Annotated in this window: 15 protein-coding genes; all 15 read left to right on the top strand. The window is 39.7% G+C overall.

All coding sequences use genetic code 11. The features are described 5' to 3' along the window. The 15 genes from ygfK (at position 1) to yedF (ending at position 18,716) form a co-directional block, all read left to right on the top strand. The gene (gene ygfK / locus IGL93_RS09940; RefSeq protein ID WP_010776034.1) at positions 1 to 3,006 is read left to right on the top strand and encodes a putative selenate reductase subunit YgfK; all 3,006 of its coding nucleotides are present in this window, start codon (positions 1 to 3) and stop codon (positions 3,004 to 3,006) included. A gap of 29 nt (positions 3,007 to 3,035) precedes the next feature. After that, positions 3,036 to 4,409 (top strand): dihydropyrimidinase, encoded by a 1,374-nt coding sequence (gene hydA / locus IGL93_RS09935; protein ID WP_016616770.1) that lies wholly within the window; start codon positions 3,036 to 3,038, stop codon positions 4,407 to 4,409. Between the two features lie 23 nt (positions 4,410 to 4,432). Then, positions 4,433 to 5,626, top strand: a complete 1,194-nt coding sequence (gene dpaL / locus IGL93_RS09930; protein ID WP_002356589.1) for a diaminopropionate ammonia-lyase — start codon at positions 4,433 to 4,435, stop codon at positions 5,624 to 5,626. Then, entirely contained in the window at positions 5,617 to 6,942 is a 1,326-nt protein-coding gene (locus IGL93_RS09925; RefSeq protein WP_002362247.1) for a YgeY family selenium metabolism-linked hydrolase, read from the top strand. The genes dpaL and IGL93_RS09925 overlap by 10 nt, the downstream gene beginning before the upstream one ends. Positions 6,943 to 6,980: 38 nt before the next feature. Next, positions 6,981 to 8,174, top strand: coding sequence for a knotted carbamoyltransferase YgeW (gene ygeW, locus IGL93_RS09920; RefSeq protein WP_010707240.1), 1,194 nt, complete (start codon positions 6,981 to 6,983; stop codon positions 8,172 to 8,174). Positions 8,175 to 8,414: 240 nt separating this feature from the next. Further along, on the top strand, positions 8,415 to 9,359 hold the full coding sequence (arcC, locus tag IGL93_RS09915; RefSeq protein ID WP_002359647.1) for a carbamate kinase: 945 nt from the start codon (positions 8,415 to 8,417) through the stop codon (positions 9,357 to 9,359). A 14-nt stretch (positions 9,360 to 9,373) separates the two neighbouring features. Then, the gene (locus IGL93_RS09910; RefSeq protein WP_002362244.1) at positions 9,374 to 9,754 is read left to right on the top strand and encodes a RidA family protein; all 381 of its coding nucleotides are present in this window, start codon (positions 9,374 to 9,376) and stop codon (positions 9,752 to 9,754) included. Positions 9,755 to 9,847: 93 nt separating this feature from the next. Beyond that, complete coding sequence (locus IGL93_RS09905) at positions 9,848 to 11,167, top strand: nucleobase:cation symporter-2 family protein (RefSeq protein WP_002356594.1); 1,320 nt, start codon at positions 9,848 to 9,850, stop codon at positions 11,165 to 11,167. A 93-nt stretch (positions 11,168 to 11,260) separates the two neighbouring features. Further along, on the top strand, positions 11,261 to 11,620 hold the full coding sequence (locus tag IGL93_RS09900) for a winged helix-turn-helix domain-containing protein (RefSeq protein WP_002356595.1): 360 nt from the start codon (positions 11,261 to 11,263) through the stop codon (positions 11,618 to 11,620). After that, positions 11,617 to 12,624, top strand: coding sequence for an XdhC family protein (locus IGL93_RS09895; protein ID WP_010776031.1), 1,008 nt, complete (start codon positions 11,617 to 11,619; stop codon positions 12,622 to 12,624). Before IGL93_RS09900 ends, IGL93_RS09895 begins: the two co-directional genes overlap by 4 nt. Before the next feature lie 120 nt (positions 12,625 to 12,744). Then, entirely contained in the window at positions 12,745 to 15,318 is a 2,574-nt protein-coding gene (gene xdh / locus IGL93_RS09890) for a selenium-dependent xanthine dehydrogenase (RefSeq protein ID WP_284954680.1), read from the top strand. 13 nt (positions 15,319 to 15,331) lie between these two features. Then, positions 15,332 to 15,913, top strand: coding sequence for a molybdenum cofactor cytidylyltransferase (gene mocA / locus IGL93_RS09885; protein ID WP_010707246.1), 582 nt, complete (start codon positions 15,332 to 15,334; stop codon positions 15,911 to 15,913). Between the two features lie 13 nt (positions 15,914 to 15,926). Next, positions 15,927 to 17,075 (top strand): selenocysteine lyase SclA, encoded by a 1,149-nt coding sequence (sclA, locus tag IGL93_RS09880; RefSeq protein WP_010776030.1) that lies wholly within the window; start codon positions 15,927 to 15,929, stop codon positions 17,073 to 17,075. A gap of 15 nt (positions 17,076 to 17,090) precedes the next feature. After that, complete coding sequence (gene selD / locus IGL93_RS09875; protein ID WP_002362241.1) at positions 17,091 to 18,113, top strand: selenide, water dikinase SelD; 1,023 nt, start codon at positions 17,091 to 17,093, stop codon at positions 18,111 to 18,113. A gap of 15 nt (positions 18,114 to 18,128) precedes the next feature. Then, the gene (gene yedF, locus IGL93_RS09870; RefSeq protein WP_002374269.1) at positions 18,129 to 18,716 is read left to right on the top strand and encodes a sulfurtransferase-like selenium metabolism protein YedF; all 588 of its coding nucleotides are present in this window, start codon (positions 18,129 to 18,131) and stop codon (positions 18,714 to 18,716) included. Positions 18,717 to 18,730 lie beyond the last annotated feature (14 nt).

Genomic DNA, 18,730 nt, shown 5'->3' with positions numbered 1-18,730 from the left:
ATGAGTGATATTATGCATCCCATCTCAATTGAGGCTTTATTAAATTGGATTTTTAGTGAGTATCAACAAGATGGCACAATTTTTGGCATTCGTAAATTTTATCATGCGGATCCTACAAAAACGATTTCGTTATTTGGAGAAAAAATGGAAACCCCTTGTGGTCCAGCAGCAGGTCCTCATACACAATTAGCACAAAATATTATTGCGGCCTATTTAACAGGTTCTCGTTTTTTTGAAGTTAAGACAGTCCAGATACTGGATGGAGAAGATTTACCAGTGAGTAAACCATGTATCGCAGCAGCGGATGAATGTTACAACGTTGAGTGGTCCACAGAATTGCGCGTTCCCCAAGCTTATGATGAATACGTCAAAGCATGGTTTGTTTTGAAGTTACTGAGTAAAGAGTTTGAGCTAGGTGACCCGAATGGTTTCATTTTTAACATGAGTGTTGGCTATGATTTGGCAGGGATTCAATCACCAAAAATTGATCGTTATATTAACGAAATGCAGAACGCAGAAGGAACGCCGATTTGGGCGGAATGCCAAGCAGCTGCCAAAAAATATCTATCTTATTTTAAAAAAGTAGATGACTTATATATCGAAGCAATTAGTCCTAAAGTCTGTCATTCTATTACGCTGTCGACTTTACACGGTTGTCCATCAGACGAAATTGAACGAATTGCGGCCTATTTATTAAGTGAAAAAGGGCTCCATTCCTTTATTAAATGTAATCCAACCATGTTAGGTTATGAATATACGCGTCAAACGATGGATGAGCTAGGGTTTGATTATATGGTTTTTGACGATCACCATTTCAAAGAAGATTTACAATTTGAAGAAGCAGTACCGATGTTACAACGTCTGCAATTATTAGCCAATAGTAAAAATCTAAGCTTCGGAGTTAAAATTACGAACACTTTCCCGGTAACGATTGCAGCAAATGAATTACCTGGTGATGAAATGTACATGTCAGGACGTTCGCTATTTCCTCTTAGTATTTCATTGGCACAAAAATTATCAGAAGCATTTGATGGGAAACTACAAATTTCTTATTCTGGCGGTGCAGATATTTTCAATAGTAAAGAAATATTTGATGCTGGTATTTGGCCAATCACTATGGCAACGACGCTGTTGAAACCTGGTGGCTATCAACGAATGAATCAAGTTGCTAATGTATTAAGCGCAGCAGAATATCCTCAGATGGTTCATGTCAACTTGGATAAATTAGCTCAAGTTGTTGAGAAAGCTAAAACACAAGCGCGTTACCAAAAATCAATTAAATTACCAGAAAGTACCAAACTAAGAAAAACAGTTCCACTAACAGATTGTTATATCGCTCCTTGTCGAAGTGACGGTGGTTGTCCAATCAATCAGGATATTCCTGCTTACCTTCGTTATGTAAGTGAAGGTAATTATTTAAAGGCCTTGCAAGTAATTGTCGATAAAAATCCATTGCCTTTTATTACTGGAACCATTTGTGCACATCCTTGTATGACTAAATGTACACGTCAATTTTATGAAGAATCTATTCATATTCGGGAAGTGAAGTTAGAAGCAGCTGAACATGCTTATGATGAATTATTGACGACACTAGAAAAGCCACAGCCAAAAGAAAATGCACCTAAAACAGCTGTTGTGGGTGGAGGCCCTGCAGGGATCTCTGCTGGGTATTTATTAGCACGTGAAGGCATGCCTGTTACTGTGTTTGAAAAATCCGAGACAATTGGGGGCGTTTGTAGCCAGATTGTACCAGAATTTCGAATTTCTATGGAATCTGTTCAAAAAGACGTTCAGTTAGCGGAATTTATGGGAGCCGAATTCCGTACAGGACAAGAGGCGCCATCATTGGCGGAATTGAAAAACCAAGGCTATACGAATGTTATTTATGCCATTGGTGCATGGAAACATGGGGTCCTTCGTTTAGAATCTGGTCGAGCATTGAACTCGTTAGAATTTTTAAAAGCAAACCGAGAAAATCCAACAATTAATCCTTATGGAGAACAGATTGTCGTCGTTGGTGGCGGAAATACAGCCATGGACTGTGCTCGTGCAGCCACAACATTACCTGGTGTTAAAAAAGTCTCAGTGGTTTATCGTCGGAATAAACGCAATATGCCAGCAGATGAAGAAGAACTTTATTTAGCCTTAGAAGATGGTGTCGACTTTTTAGAATTACTTTCGCCAATTAAACATGAAAATCAACAATTAACTTGTGAAAAAATGGTCCTAGGTGAACGAGATGCTTCTGGACGCCGTCGTCCAGTTGGTACAGGAGAAATGATTGATATTCCTGCTGATACAGTGATTGCCGCTGTTGGTGAAAAAGTAGATACAGAGTTTTACCAAGCATTAGGCATTCACACGGACACCTATGGGAAAGTCGTTTCAAATCAAGAAACATTGGAGACAAATATACCAGGCATCTATGTCATTGGTGACGCTAATTTAGGACCAGCCACAATAGTTGAAGCAATCGCTGATGCAACCAAAGCGGCCAATAATATTTGTCTTGTCCACAATCATCACTATGAAAAAGATAATTTAAATAGTGATGTTGCATTTGTTAGAAACAAACGAGGTATCCTTGTGACAGACGAGATGTCTTGTAGTCAAGCTAGTCGTTGCTTAGAATGCTCCACAATTTGTGAATCTTGTATGGATGTCTGTCCAAACCGAGCAAATATTGTTGTGTACGTCGAAGGAAAACCACAAATTGTTCATGTTGATCGGATGTGTAACGAATGTGGCAACTGTGAAACATTTTGCCCTTATGCAAGTGCCCCTTACAAAGACAAATTTACCTTATTTAACAGTGAAGCTGATTTTTATGACAGTACTAATTCAGGTTTCTATGTTCAAAATCCTGTGGATAAAATTTGTTTACTGCGTTTATGGGGAACGGTGTCAACAATTCAATTAACGGATCAAGGATTAGATGTACCAGAAGATTTAATCGCATTAATGGTAACTATGATTGAAGAATATGCTTATTGTATGCAAGCATAAAAGGAAATTTACGACTGGGGGATAAATAGATGTCTATTCTGCTCAAAGGTGGAACCGTCGTATCTGCATATAATCGTCGTCAATTGGATATTCGAATTGACGGCGAGCAAATTGTAGAGATGGGGGCAAATTTACCAGTAGAAAATTCTCAGATTGAGGATGTTACGGGGTGTTATGTATTACCAGGCTTTATTGATGCGCACACGCATCTGGAATTAAATAATGGCAAAGGTTCGTTAAGTACGGCGGATAACTTTACTACTGGCAGCCAAGCGGCGGTGGCCAAAGGTACGACTACGGTTATTGATATGGCTACACCTAATAAAGGTGGCTCATTGAAAGACTGTTTAGCTACTTGGAATCAATTGGCTGAAGGCAAGAGTTCATGTGATTATACTTACCATATGTCCATGATCGAATGGAACCCAACGATAGCTGCTGAAATTCAGGAAATGATTGCTGCAGGTATTACTTCCTTCAAAATGTATATGGCTTATGATAACTTGCGGACCACAGATGCGGAAATTTTTGAAGCGATGAAAGAAATAAAAAAAGTTAATGGAATGTTAGGCGTTCATTGTGAAAATGGTGATTTAGTAGATGAATTAATCCAATCATATGTTTCTCAAGGAAAGCTAACCCCGCACTATCATCCGTTATCAAGACCGGCGGCTGTTGAAGCAGAAGCGGTAGCAAGATATTTGATGATAGCGGAAATGGCTGATTTGCCGGTTAACATTGTGCATTTAAGCACAAAACGATCATTAGAAGCGGTGGAACGGGCTCGTCAAAGAGGACAATCAGTCTATGTAGAAACTTGCCCTCAATATCTTTTACTAGATGATCACTTGTATGATGCGCCTAATTTTGAAGCAGCAAAATATGTCTGCTCACCGCCACTACGCAAACGAGAGGATCAACAGGCTTTGTGGCAAGGGATTAAAGAGGGGGCAATCAATACAATATCGACAGATCACTGCAGTTTTAATTTTCACGGACAAAAAACAGTTGGCGAAGATGATTTTAGTAAAATTCCCAATGGGATGCCAGGTGTTGAAACGAGACCAGAATTAATTTACACGGAAGGTGTGGCGAAGGGCCGAATCACCTTGGAAAAAATGGTTGCTCTGCTTTCTGAAAATATTGCTAAACAATTCTCGATGTATCCACAAAAAGGTGTGGTGCAAGAAGGCAGTGATGCCGATTTAGTTGTTTGGGATCCTAGAACAACCGGCGTGATTGCTGCGAGAACGCAGTTACAAAATGTCGATTATACGCCGTATGAAGGATTTGAAACACAAGGACAGGCTCGAATGGTTTATTTAAGAGGTCAAAAAGTTGCTGAAGCTGGGCAAGTCATCTTGGCAAATCAAGGAAAATTTGTTTTTCGTAAAGCAACTTAAAAATAGAAGGAGGAGAAGTATTTTTGGAAAAAATTAAATGGACAGCAAATGAAATGCCGAAGACGGAGGATAAGTACTTACCACTGATGTCTAAAGAAAAAATTGAGAAAGCTTTGGCTTTTCACAAAAGTTTTCCACAGTATTCAGAAACACCATTAGCAGAATTGAATCATATGGCCGCGTATCTGGGGTTAAATGATTTCTTTGTTAAAGATGAATCTTATCGCTTTGGTTTAAATGCTTTTAAAGTCTTAGGTGGTTCGTTTGCCATGGCTAACTATATTGCCGAAAAATTAAAGAAAGATGTTTCGGAACTAACATATGATGAATTAACTTCTGATCAATTACGATCAGCTTTTGGACAAGCTACGTTTTTTACAGCAACTGATGGCAACCATGGACGAGGAGTCGCTTGGGCTGCGAATAAATTAGGTCAAAAATCAGTTGTACTCATGCCAAAGGGTTCAACACAGACGAGAAAAGAAAATATTGAAAAAGAAGGCGCAACCGTCACAATCGAAGAAGTTAATTACGATGAATGTGTGCGAATGGCTAATAAAATGGCCGAAGAAACTGAAAACGGTGTCATGGTTCAAGACACCGCTTGGGACGGATATGAAAAAATTCCAACTTGGATTATGCAAGGATATGGAACGATGGCGTTAGAAGCCTCTCAACAATTAAGAAAATTTGGCTCTGAACGACCTAGTCATGTTTTTGTTCAAGCTGGTGTCGGCAGTTTAGCTGGGGCGGTGATTGGTTATTTTGCTAATGCTTTTCCAGAAAACCCACCGATTATGGTCGTAGTTGAGGCACAGGCGGCTGACTGTTTATATCAATCAGCAATTAAAAAAGACGGAGAAATTCGCTTTGTCGATGGTGATTTACAGACAATTATGGCTGGCCTAGCATGTGGAGAACCTAATACGATTTCTTTTGATATTCTAAAAAATCATACATCCTTCTTTGTTTCAGCACCAGATTGGGTTTCTGAAAAAGGAATGCGTATGTTGGGCGCGCCATTAAAAGGGGATCCGCAAGTTGTATCAGGCGAATCTGGGGCAGTAGCAATGGGCTTAGTAGCTACAGTGATGCAAGATCCCGACTATCAAGAATTACGTGAGGCATTGCAACTGGATGAGACGTCAAACGTTTTAATGTTTTCTACCGAAGGGGACACTGATCCAGACAATTATAAAAAAATTTTATGGAGGTAAAAGGAATGGATTTTAATGCAGTAAATGCAGCAGCAGAAGGTTACAGAGAAGATATGGTCAAATTTTTAAGAGACCTTGTCAAAATTCCAGGAGAAAGTGCAGAAGAAGGCAACAAAATTGCGCGAGCAAAAGCCGAAATGGAAAAATTAGGTTTCGATAAAATTGACATTGATCCTCAAGGAAATTTACTTGGTTATATGGGGTCTGGTGAAAAATTAATTGCTTTTGATGGGCACATGGATACTGTCGGAATTGGTGAAATGAGTAACTGGAAATTTGATCCTTACGATGGTTATGAAACAGAAACTGAGATCGGTGGTCGCGGTACATCTGACCAAGAAGGCGGGATTGTTTCAGCTATTTATGGCGCTAAAATTATGAAAGATTTAGGTCTATTATCAGAAAAATACACTGCTTTGGTAACAGTTACTGTCCAAGAAGAAGACTGTGACGGTTTATGCTGGCAGTACATTATCAAAGAAGACGGTATCCGTCCAGAATTTGTTGTTTCAACAGAGCCAACAGATGGTGGGATTTATCGTGGTCAACGAGGCCGAATGGAAATTAAAGTTGATGTCAAAGGCGTTTCGTGTCATGGCTCAGCACCAGAACGTGGAGATAATGCCATTTACAAAATGGCGGATATCTTACAAGATGTTCGTGCCTTAAACAACAATGGAGATACAGAAAGCACAGCGATTCGTGGTTTAGTTCGTATGTTAGATCCTAAGTACAATCCAGAGTGGCAAGAAGCCCGTTTCTTAGGACGTGGTACGGTGACTGTTTCGCAAATTTTCCATTCTTCACCAAGTCGGTGTGCTGTTGCGGATGGCTGTACCGTTTCACTAGACCGTCGAATGACAGCTGGAGAAACTTGGGAAAGTTGTTTAGAAGAAATTCGTAATTTACCAGCTGTTAAAAAATATGGAGATGATGTGACGGTTTCAATGTACAACTATGATCGTCCTTCTTATACTGATTTAACTTATGAAATTGAATGTTATTTCCCAACGTGGGTAATTCCAGAAAATCATGATGTAACAAAAGCCTTGATGGAAACGCATAAAAATCTCTATGGAGAAACACGGAAAGGCTCTGTAGAAACAGTGGAAATGCGTGAAGAACGCCCATTGTTAGATAAGTGGACCTTCTCAACAAATGGCGTTTCAATTATGGGACGTAATGGCATTCCTTGTATTGGTTTCGGGCCAGGGGCGGAAGCACAAGCACATGCACCAAATGAAAAAACTTGGAAAGATGATTTGGTTCGTTGTGCAGCCGTTTATGCGGCATTACCAACGGTCTATTGTGGTTAAGTAAAGGATTATTAGACAAGAAAAAAGGAGCAGATGGAATGGAAACGTTTAAAGAATATATTGAGAAATTAGATAAATTAGAATTTGAAAAAATGTACGAAAATGACTTTTTCCTAACTTGGGAAAAAACAAGAGATGAATTAGAAGCTGTTTTCACAGTTGCCGATACATTACGCTATTTAAGAGAAAATAATATTTCAACTAAAATCTTTGATAGTGGCTTGGGGATTTCTTTATTCCGCGACAACTCTACAAGAACACGTTTTAGTTTCGCTTCAGCGTGTAATCTTTTGGGCTTAGAAGTTCAAGATTTAGACGAAGGAAAAAGTCAAATTTCTCACGGAGAAACTGTTCGTGAGACAGCAAACATGATTTCTTTTATGGCTGATATCATTGGTATTCGTGATGACATGTACATTGGTAAAGGCAATGCTTACATGCACGAAGTATCAGAATCTGTCCAAGAAGGATATAAAGATGGGGTATTAGAACAACGCCCAACGTTAGTGAATTTACAATGTGATATTGACCATCCGACGCAAGCAATGGCGGATGCGTTGCATTTAATTCATGAATTTGGTGGCATTGAAAACCTGAAAGGGAAAAAAGTTGCCATGACTTGGGCGTATTCACCATCTTATGGAAAACCATTATCTGTTCCTCAAGGAATTGTTGGTCTAATGACCCGTTTAGGAATGGATGTCGTCTTAGCACATCCAGAAGGTTATGAAATTATGCCAGAAGTAGAAGAAGTTGCGAAGAAAAATGCAGCAGAATTTGGTGGAAACTTTACTAAAACGAATAGTATGGCAGAAGCATTCAAAGATGCGGATGTTGTTTATCCGAAAAGCTGGGCACCTTTTGCGGCAATGGAAAAGCGAACTGAATTATATGGCAATGGTGACCAAGCAGGAATTGATCAATTAGAACAAGAATTACTTTCTCAAAATAAAAAGCACAAAGATTGGGAATGTACAGAAGAATTGATGAAAACAACAAAAGACGGCAAAGCTTTGTATATGCATTGTCTACCAGCTGATATTACTGGCGTTAGTTGTGAAGAAGGCGAAGTGGAAGCTTCTGTTTTCGATCGTTATCGGGTCGAACTTTACAAAGAAGCTAGCTACAAACCGTATGTTATTGCGGCTATGATTTTCTTAAGTAAAGTAAAAAATCCGCAAAAAACCTTAACAGACTTAGCGGATAAAGCGATACCAAGAGAAGTAAAATAATGAATTTGGCATGAAGACAGATGCTTTTTCTTTACACAATGAATCATTAGAAGTTGCCTCTTCAACATGAACAAATAAGACCTTCCCAAGTCTATTCATGAATGTGTGATTGTCTCGAGTCAAGAACGCTTAGTCATGTGCGTTGACTTCATGCAACGACAACAGACAGTTAATACGAAAACTCGTTGTGAAAAAGAAAAAGCATCGTCCTTTTTATAAAACAGAAAATGAGGTGAAGCAATGGGCAAACGCGTCGTAGTAGCTTTAGGTGGCAATGCTTTAGGAAATAATTTGACGGAGCAGATGACTGCCGTAAAACAGACCTCCAAAGCGATTGCAGATTTGATTGAAGCAGGATATGAAGTTATTTTATCTCATGGCAATGGTCCTCAAGTGGGGATGATTCAATTAGCTATGGAAGAATTTTCCTTTAATAATCCACAATATCCAGTTGTTCCGTTATCCATGTGCGTAGCCATGAGTCAAAGTTACATTGGCTATGATTTAGAGAATGCGCTACAAGAAGAGTTGCGTCAGCGAAATATAAGTAAAGCCGTCACCACCATAGTCACTCAAGTGGTCGTGGATGAAAATGATCCGGCGTTCAAAAAACCAACGAAACCAATTGGCCGCTTCATGACAAAAGAAGAAGCAGAACAATTAGTCAAAGAAAAAAATATACAAGTGATGGAAGATGCTGGCCGTGGTTACCGCCAAGTCGTCGCTTCCCCTAAACCCAAAAATATTGTCGAACTTCTCACGATTCAAACATTGGTTGACGCTGGCCAAACAGTCATTGCTGGCGGCGGTGGTGGCATCCCAGTCATTCAAGAAGGGAACCGACTGAAAGGGGTAAATGCAGTCATCGACAAAGATTTTTGTAGTGAACGACTAGCTGAACAAGTAGATGCTGATCTGCTCGTGATTTTAACAGCAGTTGAAAAAGTTTGTATTAATTTTGGTAAAGAAAATCAAGAAGCCTTAGGGAATATTTCAACAGAAAAAATGAAACAATATGCGCAAGAAGGTCAGTTTGCTCCAGGTTCAATGTTACCAAAAGTTGAAGCAGCGATTAAGTTTGCTGAATCTAAGCCAGGTCGAAAAACATTGATTACGTTATTAGAAAAAGCCAAAGAAGGATTATCTGGAAAAACAGGGACTTTAATTGAAAATAAAGAATCATAGAATGGAGGAAAACGATGACAAACAAAATGATTAATTCTGCACAGGCACCAGCTGCTGTAGGTCCTTATTCACATTCTGTCTTAGCGGGAAATACGTTGTACATTTCTGGACAACTAGGATTAGATCCGCAATCGGGCGAAATGAAGACTACAGTGGAAGAACAAGCAAAACAAGCTTTTATCAATTTAGGTTCGATTTTAAAAGAGGTCGAGATGACCTATGATAATGTTGTGAAAACAACGGTGTTTTTACAACATATGTCTGATTTTAGCAAAATTAACGAAATCTATGGGAATTACTTTTCAGAAGTTTTGCCTGCACGTTCTTGTGTAGAAGTAGCCAAGTTGCCAAAAGATGGTTTATTTGAAATTGAAGCAGTTGCTGTCAAAGGATAATTTTTAAGATGTTTCTGAGGGAAAAAGGATTGCATTCTTTACTGATTAAGGGAAACAATCCTTTTAGAATAAAAAGAAGAAGGAAACGATCCTATGAATGAAAAAAAAGAGCAAGCATTATTTGAATATGATGCGAAACTATCAATTTCTGAAGCAATTCCGATGGGATTGCAACACGTTGTCGCAGCAGTAGTAGGGATTGTCACACCGGGAATTATGATTGCCAAAGTTTGCCAATTAAGTCCTAGTGATACGACTATTTTGATTCAAACATCATTGATTTTTTCAGCAGTTGCCACGTTAATTCAACTTTTCCCTATTTTTGGAAAAGTGGGTTCACGGTTACCAGTTATGATGGGGGCAAGTTTTGCGTATGTACCGATTTTGATGGCCATCGGAGCTGATTTTGGGATTGCAGCAATTTTTGGTTCCCAATTAGTTGGCAGTATTCTTGTTATTATTGTTGGTTTGTTCATTAAAAAAATCCGTGTGTTGTTTCCGCCTTTAGTAACAGGAACGGTTATTTTAAGTATTGGCCTATCCCTGTTTCCTGTTGCGATTAAGTATATGGCAGGAGGAGCTGGTAGTGCTGATTTTGGTTCAGCCCGGAATTGGTTAGTTGCATTATTAACCTTTGCGATTGTCTTTTACTTCAATTATTTTGCAAAAGGATTTTTGAAGTTATCAGCAATTTTAAACGGAATGGTTATTGGTTATTTGATTTCTTTAGCTTTAGGGATGGTTAGTTTTGAGCCAGTTCAAAATGCTAAAATCGTTCAGGTAATTACCCCGTTTCATTTTGGACTGGATTTTCAACTGGTGCCTATCTTTACGCTTGTGGTGATGTTTATTGTTGATGCTGTTCAAGCCATCGGTCAATTTACAGCAACAACGGTTGGGGCAATGGATCGGGATGCAACGGATGAAGAATTATCTGGCGGAATTATGGGGAGTGGTTTCACTAACTTTATTGGTAGTTTATTTGGATCAATCCCAGTGGCAACTTTTGGACAAAATGTTGGTCTGGTTACGGTAACAAAAGTGATTAATAAGTATGTTCTGGTTTTCGCTTCAGTTATATTATTAATTGCTGGTTTTGTTCCGAAAGTAGCTGCGTTATTAACTACGATTCCTTACGCGGTAATTGGTGGCGCAACGATTTCAGTTTTTGCTTCTATTTCTATGACAGGTATTCGGATGATTGCTTCGCAGGAAATGACTCCTCGAAATACTGGGGTTGTCGGAACAGCTCTAGCATTTGGAATTGGTGTCACATTGTCTACTGGAAGCTTAGCTGGTTTTCCAACTTGGGTAACAACGATTTTCGGTAATTCGGAAGTTATCTTAACCACTTTGGTAGCAGTCCTTTTAAATGTCATTTTAAAACCAAAAAAGCGCGTAGCACTTGAGTGAAGATTGCTTTTTTTGATACGAAAGTGAGTAAGCTTTCGTATCCTTTTTCCCTTACGTTATCTATAAAAAAATGAACGAATAAAGGAGGAGAAGATGTTTACGTATTCCTTAAACTTAAAATTAAAAACAGATCGGAACTTTTTTGGTCCTGGCGTTGTCGAAGTTTTACAAAAAATTCAGCAAACTGGGTCACTAAACTTAGCGGCAAAAGAGATGAAAATGTCTTATAATAAGGCATGGCGGATTGTGCGGGTAGCTGAAGAAGAGCTATCTTTTCCATTAATTATCAAAAGTGTTGGTGGTTGTAATGGTGGCGGGTCAATTGTTACGGATCAAGGAAAAGAGTTGATTGATCAATATCTTTTATTTGAGAAAAAAGTGTATCAACAGGTAGAGGCATGCTTTGAAGAAATATTTAAAGAACAGGATGTAGTATCGGAGGAACTGAAATGAGAGAAGTATTTCAGCGTTTGAAACAGGCAATATTGGAAAAGCAAGACACGATGTTATTAACGATTGGTACAAGTTCAGGATCTACACCACGAAGTCAAGGGGCTAGAATGCTGGTTTCCGCCGAAGGTAGAATAGCCGGAACTGTTGGTGGTGGCGCGGTTGAATTTCAGGCTGAACAAGTGGCAAAAAAGCTACTTATTGAGAAAGAAAATGCACAACGTCAATTTATTTTAGCCCCGAATAATATTGCTGATTTAGGCATGGTCTGTGGCGGAAATGTCACGATTTTTTTCCATTATCTTTCATGGGAAACGCCATTTTTAAAAGAGTTGTGTGAGTCCATAGAAACGCAATTTCAAAATAATCAACAAGGTTGGTTAATGACTGAACTAGATCAAAACAATTTAGGAAAAGTATCCTTTTATAGTGAAACAGGCAAATTGATTGGTTCCACTTCTTGGGAGGGGGAATTAAGTTTGCTACCTAAAGGTATCTATTGTGAGCAAAAAGAGGAAATCACTTTTTTAACAGAAGCGATCCTCCAAGTAGGGAAAGTGTATATTTTTGGAAGTGGTCATGTCGCACGCGCATTGGTACCTATTTTAAACTATTTATCGTTTTATTGCGTTGTAGTGGACGATCGTCCAGAATTTTTGACGGCACAAGCTTTTCCACAAGCTGAGGAACTACGGGTTATTCCTTTAGAAAATTTAGCTGCGTTTATTGAAATAACGGCGGACGATTATGGTATAGTAATTACCAGAGGACACAATTTTGATTTCATCGTTGCCAAACAGTTATTGGAAACACCAGCCAAATATATTGGTGTGATGGGGAGCAAACACAAAATTGCTTCACAAGTTCGACGGTTAAAAGAGGTCGGTTATACAATGACTGAAATTGAAAGAATTTTCATGCCAATTGGCTTAGACATTGCAGCCGAAACACCAGAAGAGTTAGCGATTAGCATCGCGGGAGAATTAATTCAACAGCGCTATCAATAATGAGGACTTTTGAGTTAAATAAAAAAGTTTTTTTGCTAAAAAATAATTTTTAGAACGAAGATTTGTGGTATAATCTAGGTGATTGAACACTAAACTATATCAGAAATCGAGGTGCAAGAAATGTATTCAATTATTGTAAATGGTCAAAGTGAAACCTGTGAAACAAACAAAAAATTAATGGACTTTTTGCGGGAGGATCTGGGCCTAACTGGAACAAAAGATGGTTGTAACCAAGGCTCTTGCGGCGCATGTACGGTGCTAGTAAATGGAAAGGCTTCCAAAGCGTGTTTGTTTACTCTAGAAAAATTAGCTGGTAAAGAAGTCACGACAATCGAAGGTTTAAGCCAACGGCAAAAAGATGTTTATGCCTATGCGTTTGCAAAAACGGGTGCAGTTCAGTGCGGGTATTGCATCCCTGGGATGGTTATTTCGGCACAAGGATTATTGAACAAGAAACCCGAACCCACAAAAGAAGACATTCAAAAAGCTATACGAGGAAACATTTGTCGTTGTACAGGATATGTGAAAATAATAGAAGCCATTCAGTTAGCTGCTAAAATGTTTTGTGAAGAAACGAGCATTCCGGAAGAACATTCAAATGGTAAATTAGGGGAAGACTTCCAACGGGTCGATGCAGTAGAGAAAACATTAGGCACAGGGATTTATGTAGATGACATTGACATAGAAGGAATGCTTCATGCATCTGCTTTGCGGAGTGCCTATCCTCGTGCAAAAGTTCTATCAATCGATAGTACCCAAGCGTTGGCGCATCCTGACTGTGTGGCTGTGTTCACAGCTAAAGACGTTCCAGGAAATAATAAAATTGGTCATTTAGAATTTATTTCCGATTGGGATGTAATGATTCCAGAAGGAGAAATAACACGGTACGTTGGGGATGCAGTGGCACTCGTTGTTTCAAAAAGAAAAGAAACCTTACCAGAGATAAAAAATTTAGTGAAAGTTGATTACGAAGAAATGATACCGCTTACTTCTTGTGAAGCTGCTTTAGCAGAAGGTGCACCAGCTATTCATGAAAAGGGCAATATCTTGTCTCATGAACACTTGGTACGTGGCAATGCAGAGGAAGTATTAGCAAATTCTGCGTTTATAGTGACAGAACATTATTCCGTACCAATTAACGAACATGCCTTTATGGAACCCGAGTGTGCGATTGCACAGCCTGAAGGTGAGGGCATTTTGCTCTTTAGTGCGGGTCAAAGTATCTATGATGAACAACGGGAAGTGGCTCGGATGTTAGGACTGGACAAGGAAAAAATTCATGTTCAATCAAAACTTGTTGGTGGTGGTTTTGGTGGAAAAGAAGACATGAGTGTTCAGCATCATGCATCCTTAGCCGCTTGGTTATTGAAGAAACCAGTAAAAGTACTGCTAAGCCGTGAAGAAAGTTTGATGGTTCATCCTAAACGCCATGGCATGGAAATGGACTTTACGACCGGCTGTGATGAAGAAGGCAATTTAACTGCAATGAAAGCAGTGATTTATGCGGATACTGGGGCCTATGCTTCTTTAGGAGGACCAGTATTGCAACGGGCTTGTACACATGCGGCAGGTCCCTACAAGTATCAAACGATTGATGTGGAAGGGTTTGCTGTATATACTAATAATCCGCCAGCAGGTGCATTTCGTGGATTTGGTGTTTGCCAAACGGCTTTTGCAATTGAAAGTAATTTAAACTTGTTAGCAGAAAAAGTCGGACTATCACCATGGGAAATACGCTTTAAAAATGCCGTCGCCCCAGGAGATACTTTACCGAATGGACAATTGGTCTCGAAAAATGCGGCGTTAAAAGAAGCCTTGTTAGCAGTTAAAGACGTCTATGAACAAGCGGAAGTTGCTGGAATTTCTAGTTTCTTTAAAAATAGTGGCGTGGGTGTGGGGCTACCTGATACAGGGCGTTGTATTATTTCTGTTGAAGAAGGAAAAATACATGTCCGCACAAGTGCTGCTTGTATCGGTCAAGGGATGGCAACCGTTACGACGCAAATTGCCTGTGAAACATTAAATTTACCACCAGAAATGATTGTTGCGGAAGCACCTGATACGAGAAGAACGCCGAATTCAGGAACGACAACGGCTTCGAGGCAGTCACTCTTCACAGGAGAAGCAACTAGAAGAGCGGCAATGCAATTACGGTATGAGCTTGATATGGGACGTGCTTTAAGTGATTTGGAAGGCGAAGAATTTTATGGGGAATATTCAGCGAAAACGGATCCATTAATTAATGATAAAAAAAGTCCAGTTAGTCATGCTGGTTATGGTTATGCTGCTGAAGTAGCTATTCTAGATGACAAAGGAAAAGTAGCTAAATTTGTGGCTGCGTATGATATGGGGCAAGTGGTGAATCCACGAGCTGCTGAAGGTCAAATTGAAGGTGGGATTGCGATGGGCATGGGGTATGCTTTAACTGAAAAATTTGCCTTAGAAGAAGGCTATGTTAAAGCAAAATATGCAACGCTAGGATTAGTGAACGCCACTCAAGTACCACCAATCGAAACAATTTTGGTTCATGCTGACAATCTTCACGAAGGTTTAGCCTATGGAATTAAAGGCGTAGGTGAGTTAGCAACGATCCCTACCGCACCAGCTTTAGCAGGCGCATATTTTGCCTTGGATGGTCAGCTACGACCAAGTCTGCCTTTAGAAAATACCCCTTATCAAAAGAAAAAAAGATAAAAGGAGACAACTCATGTCACTCGTTAGTGTCATTATTCTAGCATCGGGCAATTCACAACGGATGGGCCAAAATAAATTGTTCTTAAAATATCAAGGAAAAACATTTTTAGAGCACACGTTAACCTTAGTGAATCAATTAGACGTATTAGAACGGATTTTAGTTGTTTCGCCTGAGAATCAGCCAGCGTTTCCTTTACCTAAGAACATTCAGGTGATTCTCAATCATCAATGGCAAGAAGGGCAAAGTAGCAGTATTCGTTTAGGAACCGAACAAGCTCGGGGAGCTGGCTATTTATACTTACCTAGTGATCAACCATTGTTAACACCTAAAATGCTACAACCCGTGTTAGATAAATGTCAGAGAAATAAAATTGTAGTGCCATTACAAAAAGATGGCTGTCCTAGTAGTCCAGTATTATTCGGTAATCAATTTCGACAAGAACTATTAACATTGACTGGTGAAAAAGGCGGACGCATGATTTATGAACGCTTTCCAGAAGCAGTTCAGATGCTGAGAATAGCGACTCCTGGCCGTTTGAAAGATATCGATACGCCAGAAGAGTACAGAAAATTAATTCAAGAAACCAATAGTTAGAGAGGAAAATCGTATGAAGGATTTGGTTTATTTAAATTATGCAGCGACTTCCTATAAAAAATTTCCAGCAACCATTGAGGCTTTGACTGCCTATTTAGCAGAAAATCAGTTCATGAATTACGGAAGAAATGCCCCTTTGCTGAGAGAGGGGCTTCCTCTTTTAGAGACACGTCAATTGTTAGCAGACTTTTTTCAGGCACCCAGTGCGGCTCAGATTACGTTTACGAATAACGCAACAACTTCCTTAAATCTTGCATTAGCGGGGATTTTACAACCTGGCGATCATGTGATTACGACCATGTTAGAACATCATGCAGTAGCTAGACCGCTTCACTTACTTGAGAAAGAACGAGGCATTTCAGTGACGTATGTTGCTTGTCAAAAAACGGGTCTGTTAGATGTAGAAGATATTCAGCGAGCCTGGCGAACGAATACAAAAGCCTTGGTGATGACACACGCATCCAATGTCTTAGGCACCATTTTACCCATTGAAGAATGTTTTCAATGGGCCAAACAGAAAGGATTATTAACCGTTTTGGATGCAGCTCAAACGGCGGGATTTTTACCAATAAAAATGACCCAGATGGCCATTGATGTGTTAGCCTTTACTGGACATAAAAGCTTATATGGATTAGCAGGTATTGGTGGGTTAGCTTTTAGTGAGCGAGGGGCTGAAGCGGTCAAACCACTGATAACGGGCGGCACTGGTAGCCATTCTAATTCCTTTGATCAACCCTCTTTTTTACCAGATAAATTTGAAGCTGGTACGTTAAACAGTTTAGGTATTCTAAGCTTAAATAGTTCTGTTAAAGAGTTGAATAAAATTGGTTTAGCAGCGATTCAAAAGCACGAACGAACCTTAATGCAGAATTTTTTAAATGGTTTATCAGGGTTACCTGTCACAATTTTAGGAACCAAGGACGTGGCACAAACTGTCCCTGTTGTTTCTATCACACTGTGGAATCAGGAAGAAACAGTGGTGGCACAGCAACTAGCAGAACAACATGGCATTATGACGCGCGCAGGTTTGCATTGTGCACCATTAGCCCATGAAACAGCTGGGACTTTAGCAACTGGCACCTTACGTTTTAGCTTTGGTTGGCAGACAACGCCTGAAGAAATTACTTGGACAATTCACGCTTTACAAGAACTACTAATTTGAGAAGGAGCGGACAGCATGGATTTTTTATCACAATGTACATCAGGTGGCTGCGGGGCAAAAATTGAATCCCGTGTACTGAACCAATTGTTGCAACACTTACCCGAAACACCGGCAAATGAGCGGCTACTCGTCGGATTTGAACATGCCGACGACGCCGCTGTTTACCAAATAACGCCTGAAAAAGCTTTGATTTCAACGGTTGATTTTTTTTCACCAATGGTCAATGATCCGTTATCATTTGGAAAAATTGCGGTCGCTAATGCTTTAAGTGATGTCTATGCCATGGGCGGTACAGTCCTTTATGCGCTAAATCTTGTTTGTTTTCCACAAAAGATGTCAAAAGAATGGTTGGAACAAATGCTCTTGGGTGGCAGTTTAAAATTAAAGGAAGCGGGTGCTTTACTGGCGGGAGGCCATTCGATTTATGACCATGAACCTAAGTATGGCTTAGCGGTAACTGGAGAAGTTCATCCAGAAAATTTGTGGCATAATAATACGCCACAGGTGGGGGATGTCTTGATTTTAACTAAAGCATTAGGTGTAGGAATTATTCAAGCGGCTGTTCGGGGGCAATTGGCGAAGCAGACGGAACAAAAAATCGCACAAGATTCGATGGAACGTTTAAATAAATATGCCGCTGCGAATGCTCGATCCTACGCAGTACATGCTTGTACTGACGTGACTGGGTTTGGTCTATTAATTCATGCGAAAGAAATGGCTGATAATCAGGTAACATTACTGATTGATACAGAAGCATTACCAACCATTACAGGAGCGTTGGCCTACGCCGCAGAATGTTTAGTCACTGCAGCTGGGCAAAGAAACCGACAAACAATCGGAACGACAATCGATTATTCAAAAATTTCTATGGAAATGCAAGAACTTTTGTTTGATCCACAAACATCTGGCGGACTGTTAATTAGTGTCGCTGCTGATGAAGCGGCAGCCTGTTTAGCAGCTATTCAAAAAGAGGACCCTGTTGCCAAAATTATTGGCGAGGTTCTGCCAAAAGAACAACAAGCAGTAGTACTTTTATAGAGAGAAGGGCCAAATATGAAATTAGTAGATGCATTGGGGAAACCTTGCCCAATACCTGTGATTGAAACAAAAAAAGCTTTGGCGGAGTTAGGTTTAGCTGGAGGCACTATCGAGGTTTTAGTCGATAACGAAGTAGCTGTTGAAAATTTGAAAAAATTAGCTGCTAAAAAACAGGCCACTTTGACTGCGAAGCAGATAGAAGCCACGGTTTTCTCTGTCAAAATTACGGTACCTGAAGAAGCGACGCAACAAACAAGTCAGTCAGCAACAGATTTAGTAATTACGATTGGCTCCGATCAATTAGGTACTGGAGACGAGCAGCTAGGACGACTGTTAATGAAAAGTTATCTTCAATCATTATCAGAAGCAGAAACTGTTCCTACACAGCTATTATTCTTTAATCGAGGGGCGTTTTTAACGAATCAAGCAGCGAACACCTTAGCTGATTTGCAACAATTAGCGGAGAAGGGAACCACGATTAAAACGTGTGGGGCCTGTTTAGATTTTTATCATTTAACAGACACCTTAGCTATCGGCTCTATTACTAATATGTACGAAATTGTTGAAACAATGAATCAAGCGGCTAAAGTAATTACGCTTTAACAAAAAAAGAAGGT

Source organism: Enterococcus sp. DIV1328a, from assembly GCF_050536905.1.
In the GTDB taxonomy this organism is placed as follows: Bacteria; Bacillota; Bacilli; order Lactobacillales; family Enterococcaceae; genus Enterococcus; species Enterococcus faecalis.
Note: the sequence above shows the minus strand (reverse complement) of the source record. Positions and strands in the feature narration are given on the sequence as shown.

What these genes read in the sequence shown, in the direction of transcription:
- ygeW (WP_010707240.1), top strand. Translation starts at nt 6,981, where the DNA reads ATGGAAACGTTTAAAGAATATATTGAGAAATTAGATAAATTAGAATTT.
- IGL93_RS09925 (WP_002362247.1), top strand. Translation starts at nt 5,617, where the DNA reads ATGGAGGTAAAAGGAATGGATTTTAATGCAGTAAATGCAGCAGCAGAA.
- hydA (WP_016616770.1), top strand. Translation starts at nt 3,036, where the DNA reads ATGTCTATTCTGCTCAAAGGTGGAACCGTCGTATCTGCATATAATCGT.
- IGL93_RS09900 (WP_002356595.1), top strand. Translation starts at nt 11,261, where the DNA reads ATGTTTACGTATTCCTTAAACTTAAAATTAAAAACAGATCGGAACTTT.
- yedF (WP_002374269.1), top strand. Translation starts at nt 18,129, where the DNA reads ATGAAATTAGTAGATGCATTGGGGAAACCTTGCCCAATACCTGTGATT.
- mocA (WP_010707246.1), top strand. Translation starts at nt 15,332, where the DNA reads ATGTCACTCGTTAGTGTCATTATTCTAGCATCGGGCAATTCACAACGG.
- IGL93_RS09905 (WP_002356594.1), top strand. Translation starts at nt 9,848, where the DNA reads ATGAATGAAAAAAAAGAGCAAGCATTATTTGAATATGATGCGAAACTA.
- IGL93_RS09895 (WP_010776031.1), top strand. Translation starts at nt 11,617, where the DNA reads ATGAGAGAAGTATTTCAGCGTTTGAAACAGGCAATATTGGAAAAGCAA.
- selD (WP_002362241.1), top strand. Translation starts at nt 17,091, where the DNA reads ATGGATTTTTTATCACAATGTACATCAGGTGGCTGCGGGGCAAAAATT.
- ygfK (WP_010776034.1), top strand. Translation starts at nt 1, where the DNA reads ATGAGTGATATTATGCATCCCATCTCAATTGAGGCTTTATTAAATTGG.
- sclA (WP_010776030.1), top strand. Translation starts at nt 15,927, where the DNA reads ATGAAGGATTTGGTTTATTTAAATTATGCAGCGACTTCCTATAAAAAA.
- xdh (WP_284954680.1), top strand. Translation starts at nt 12,745, where the DNA reads ATGTATTCAATTATTGTAAATGGTCAAAGTGAAACCTGTGAAACAAAC.
- IGL93_RS09910 (WP_002362244.1), top strand. Translation starts at nt 9,374, where the DNA reads ATGACAAACAAAATGATTAATTCTGCACAGGCACCAGCTGCTGTAGGT.
- arcC (WP_002359647.1), top strand. Translation starts at nt 8,415, where the DNA reads ATGGGCAAACGCGTCGTAGTAGCTTTAGGTGGCAATGCTTTAGGAAAT.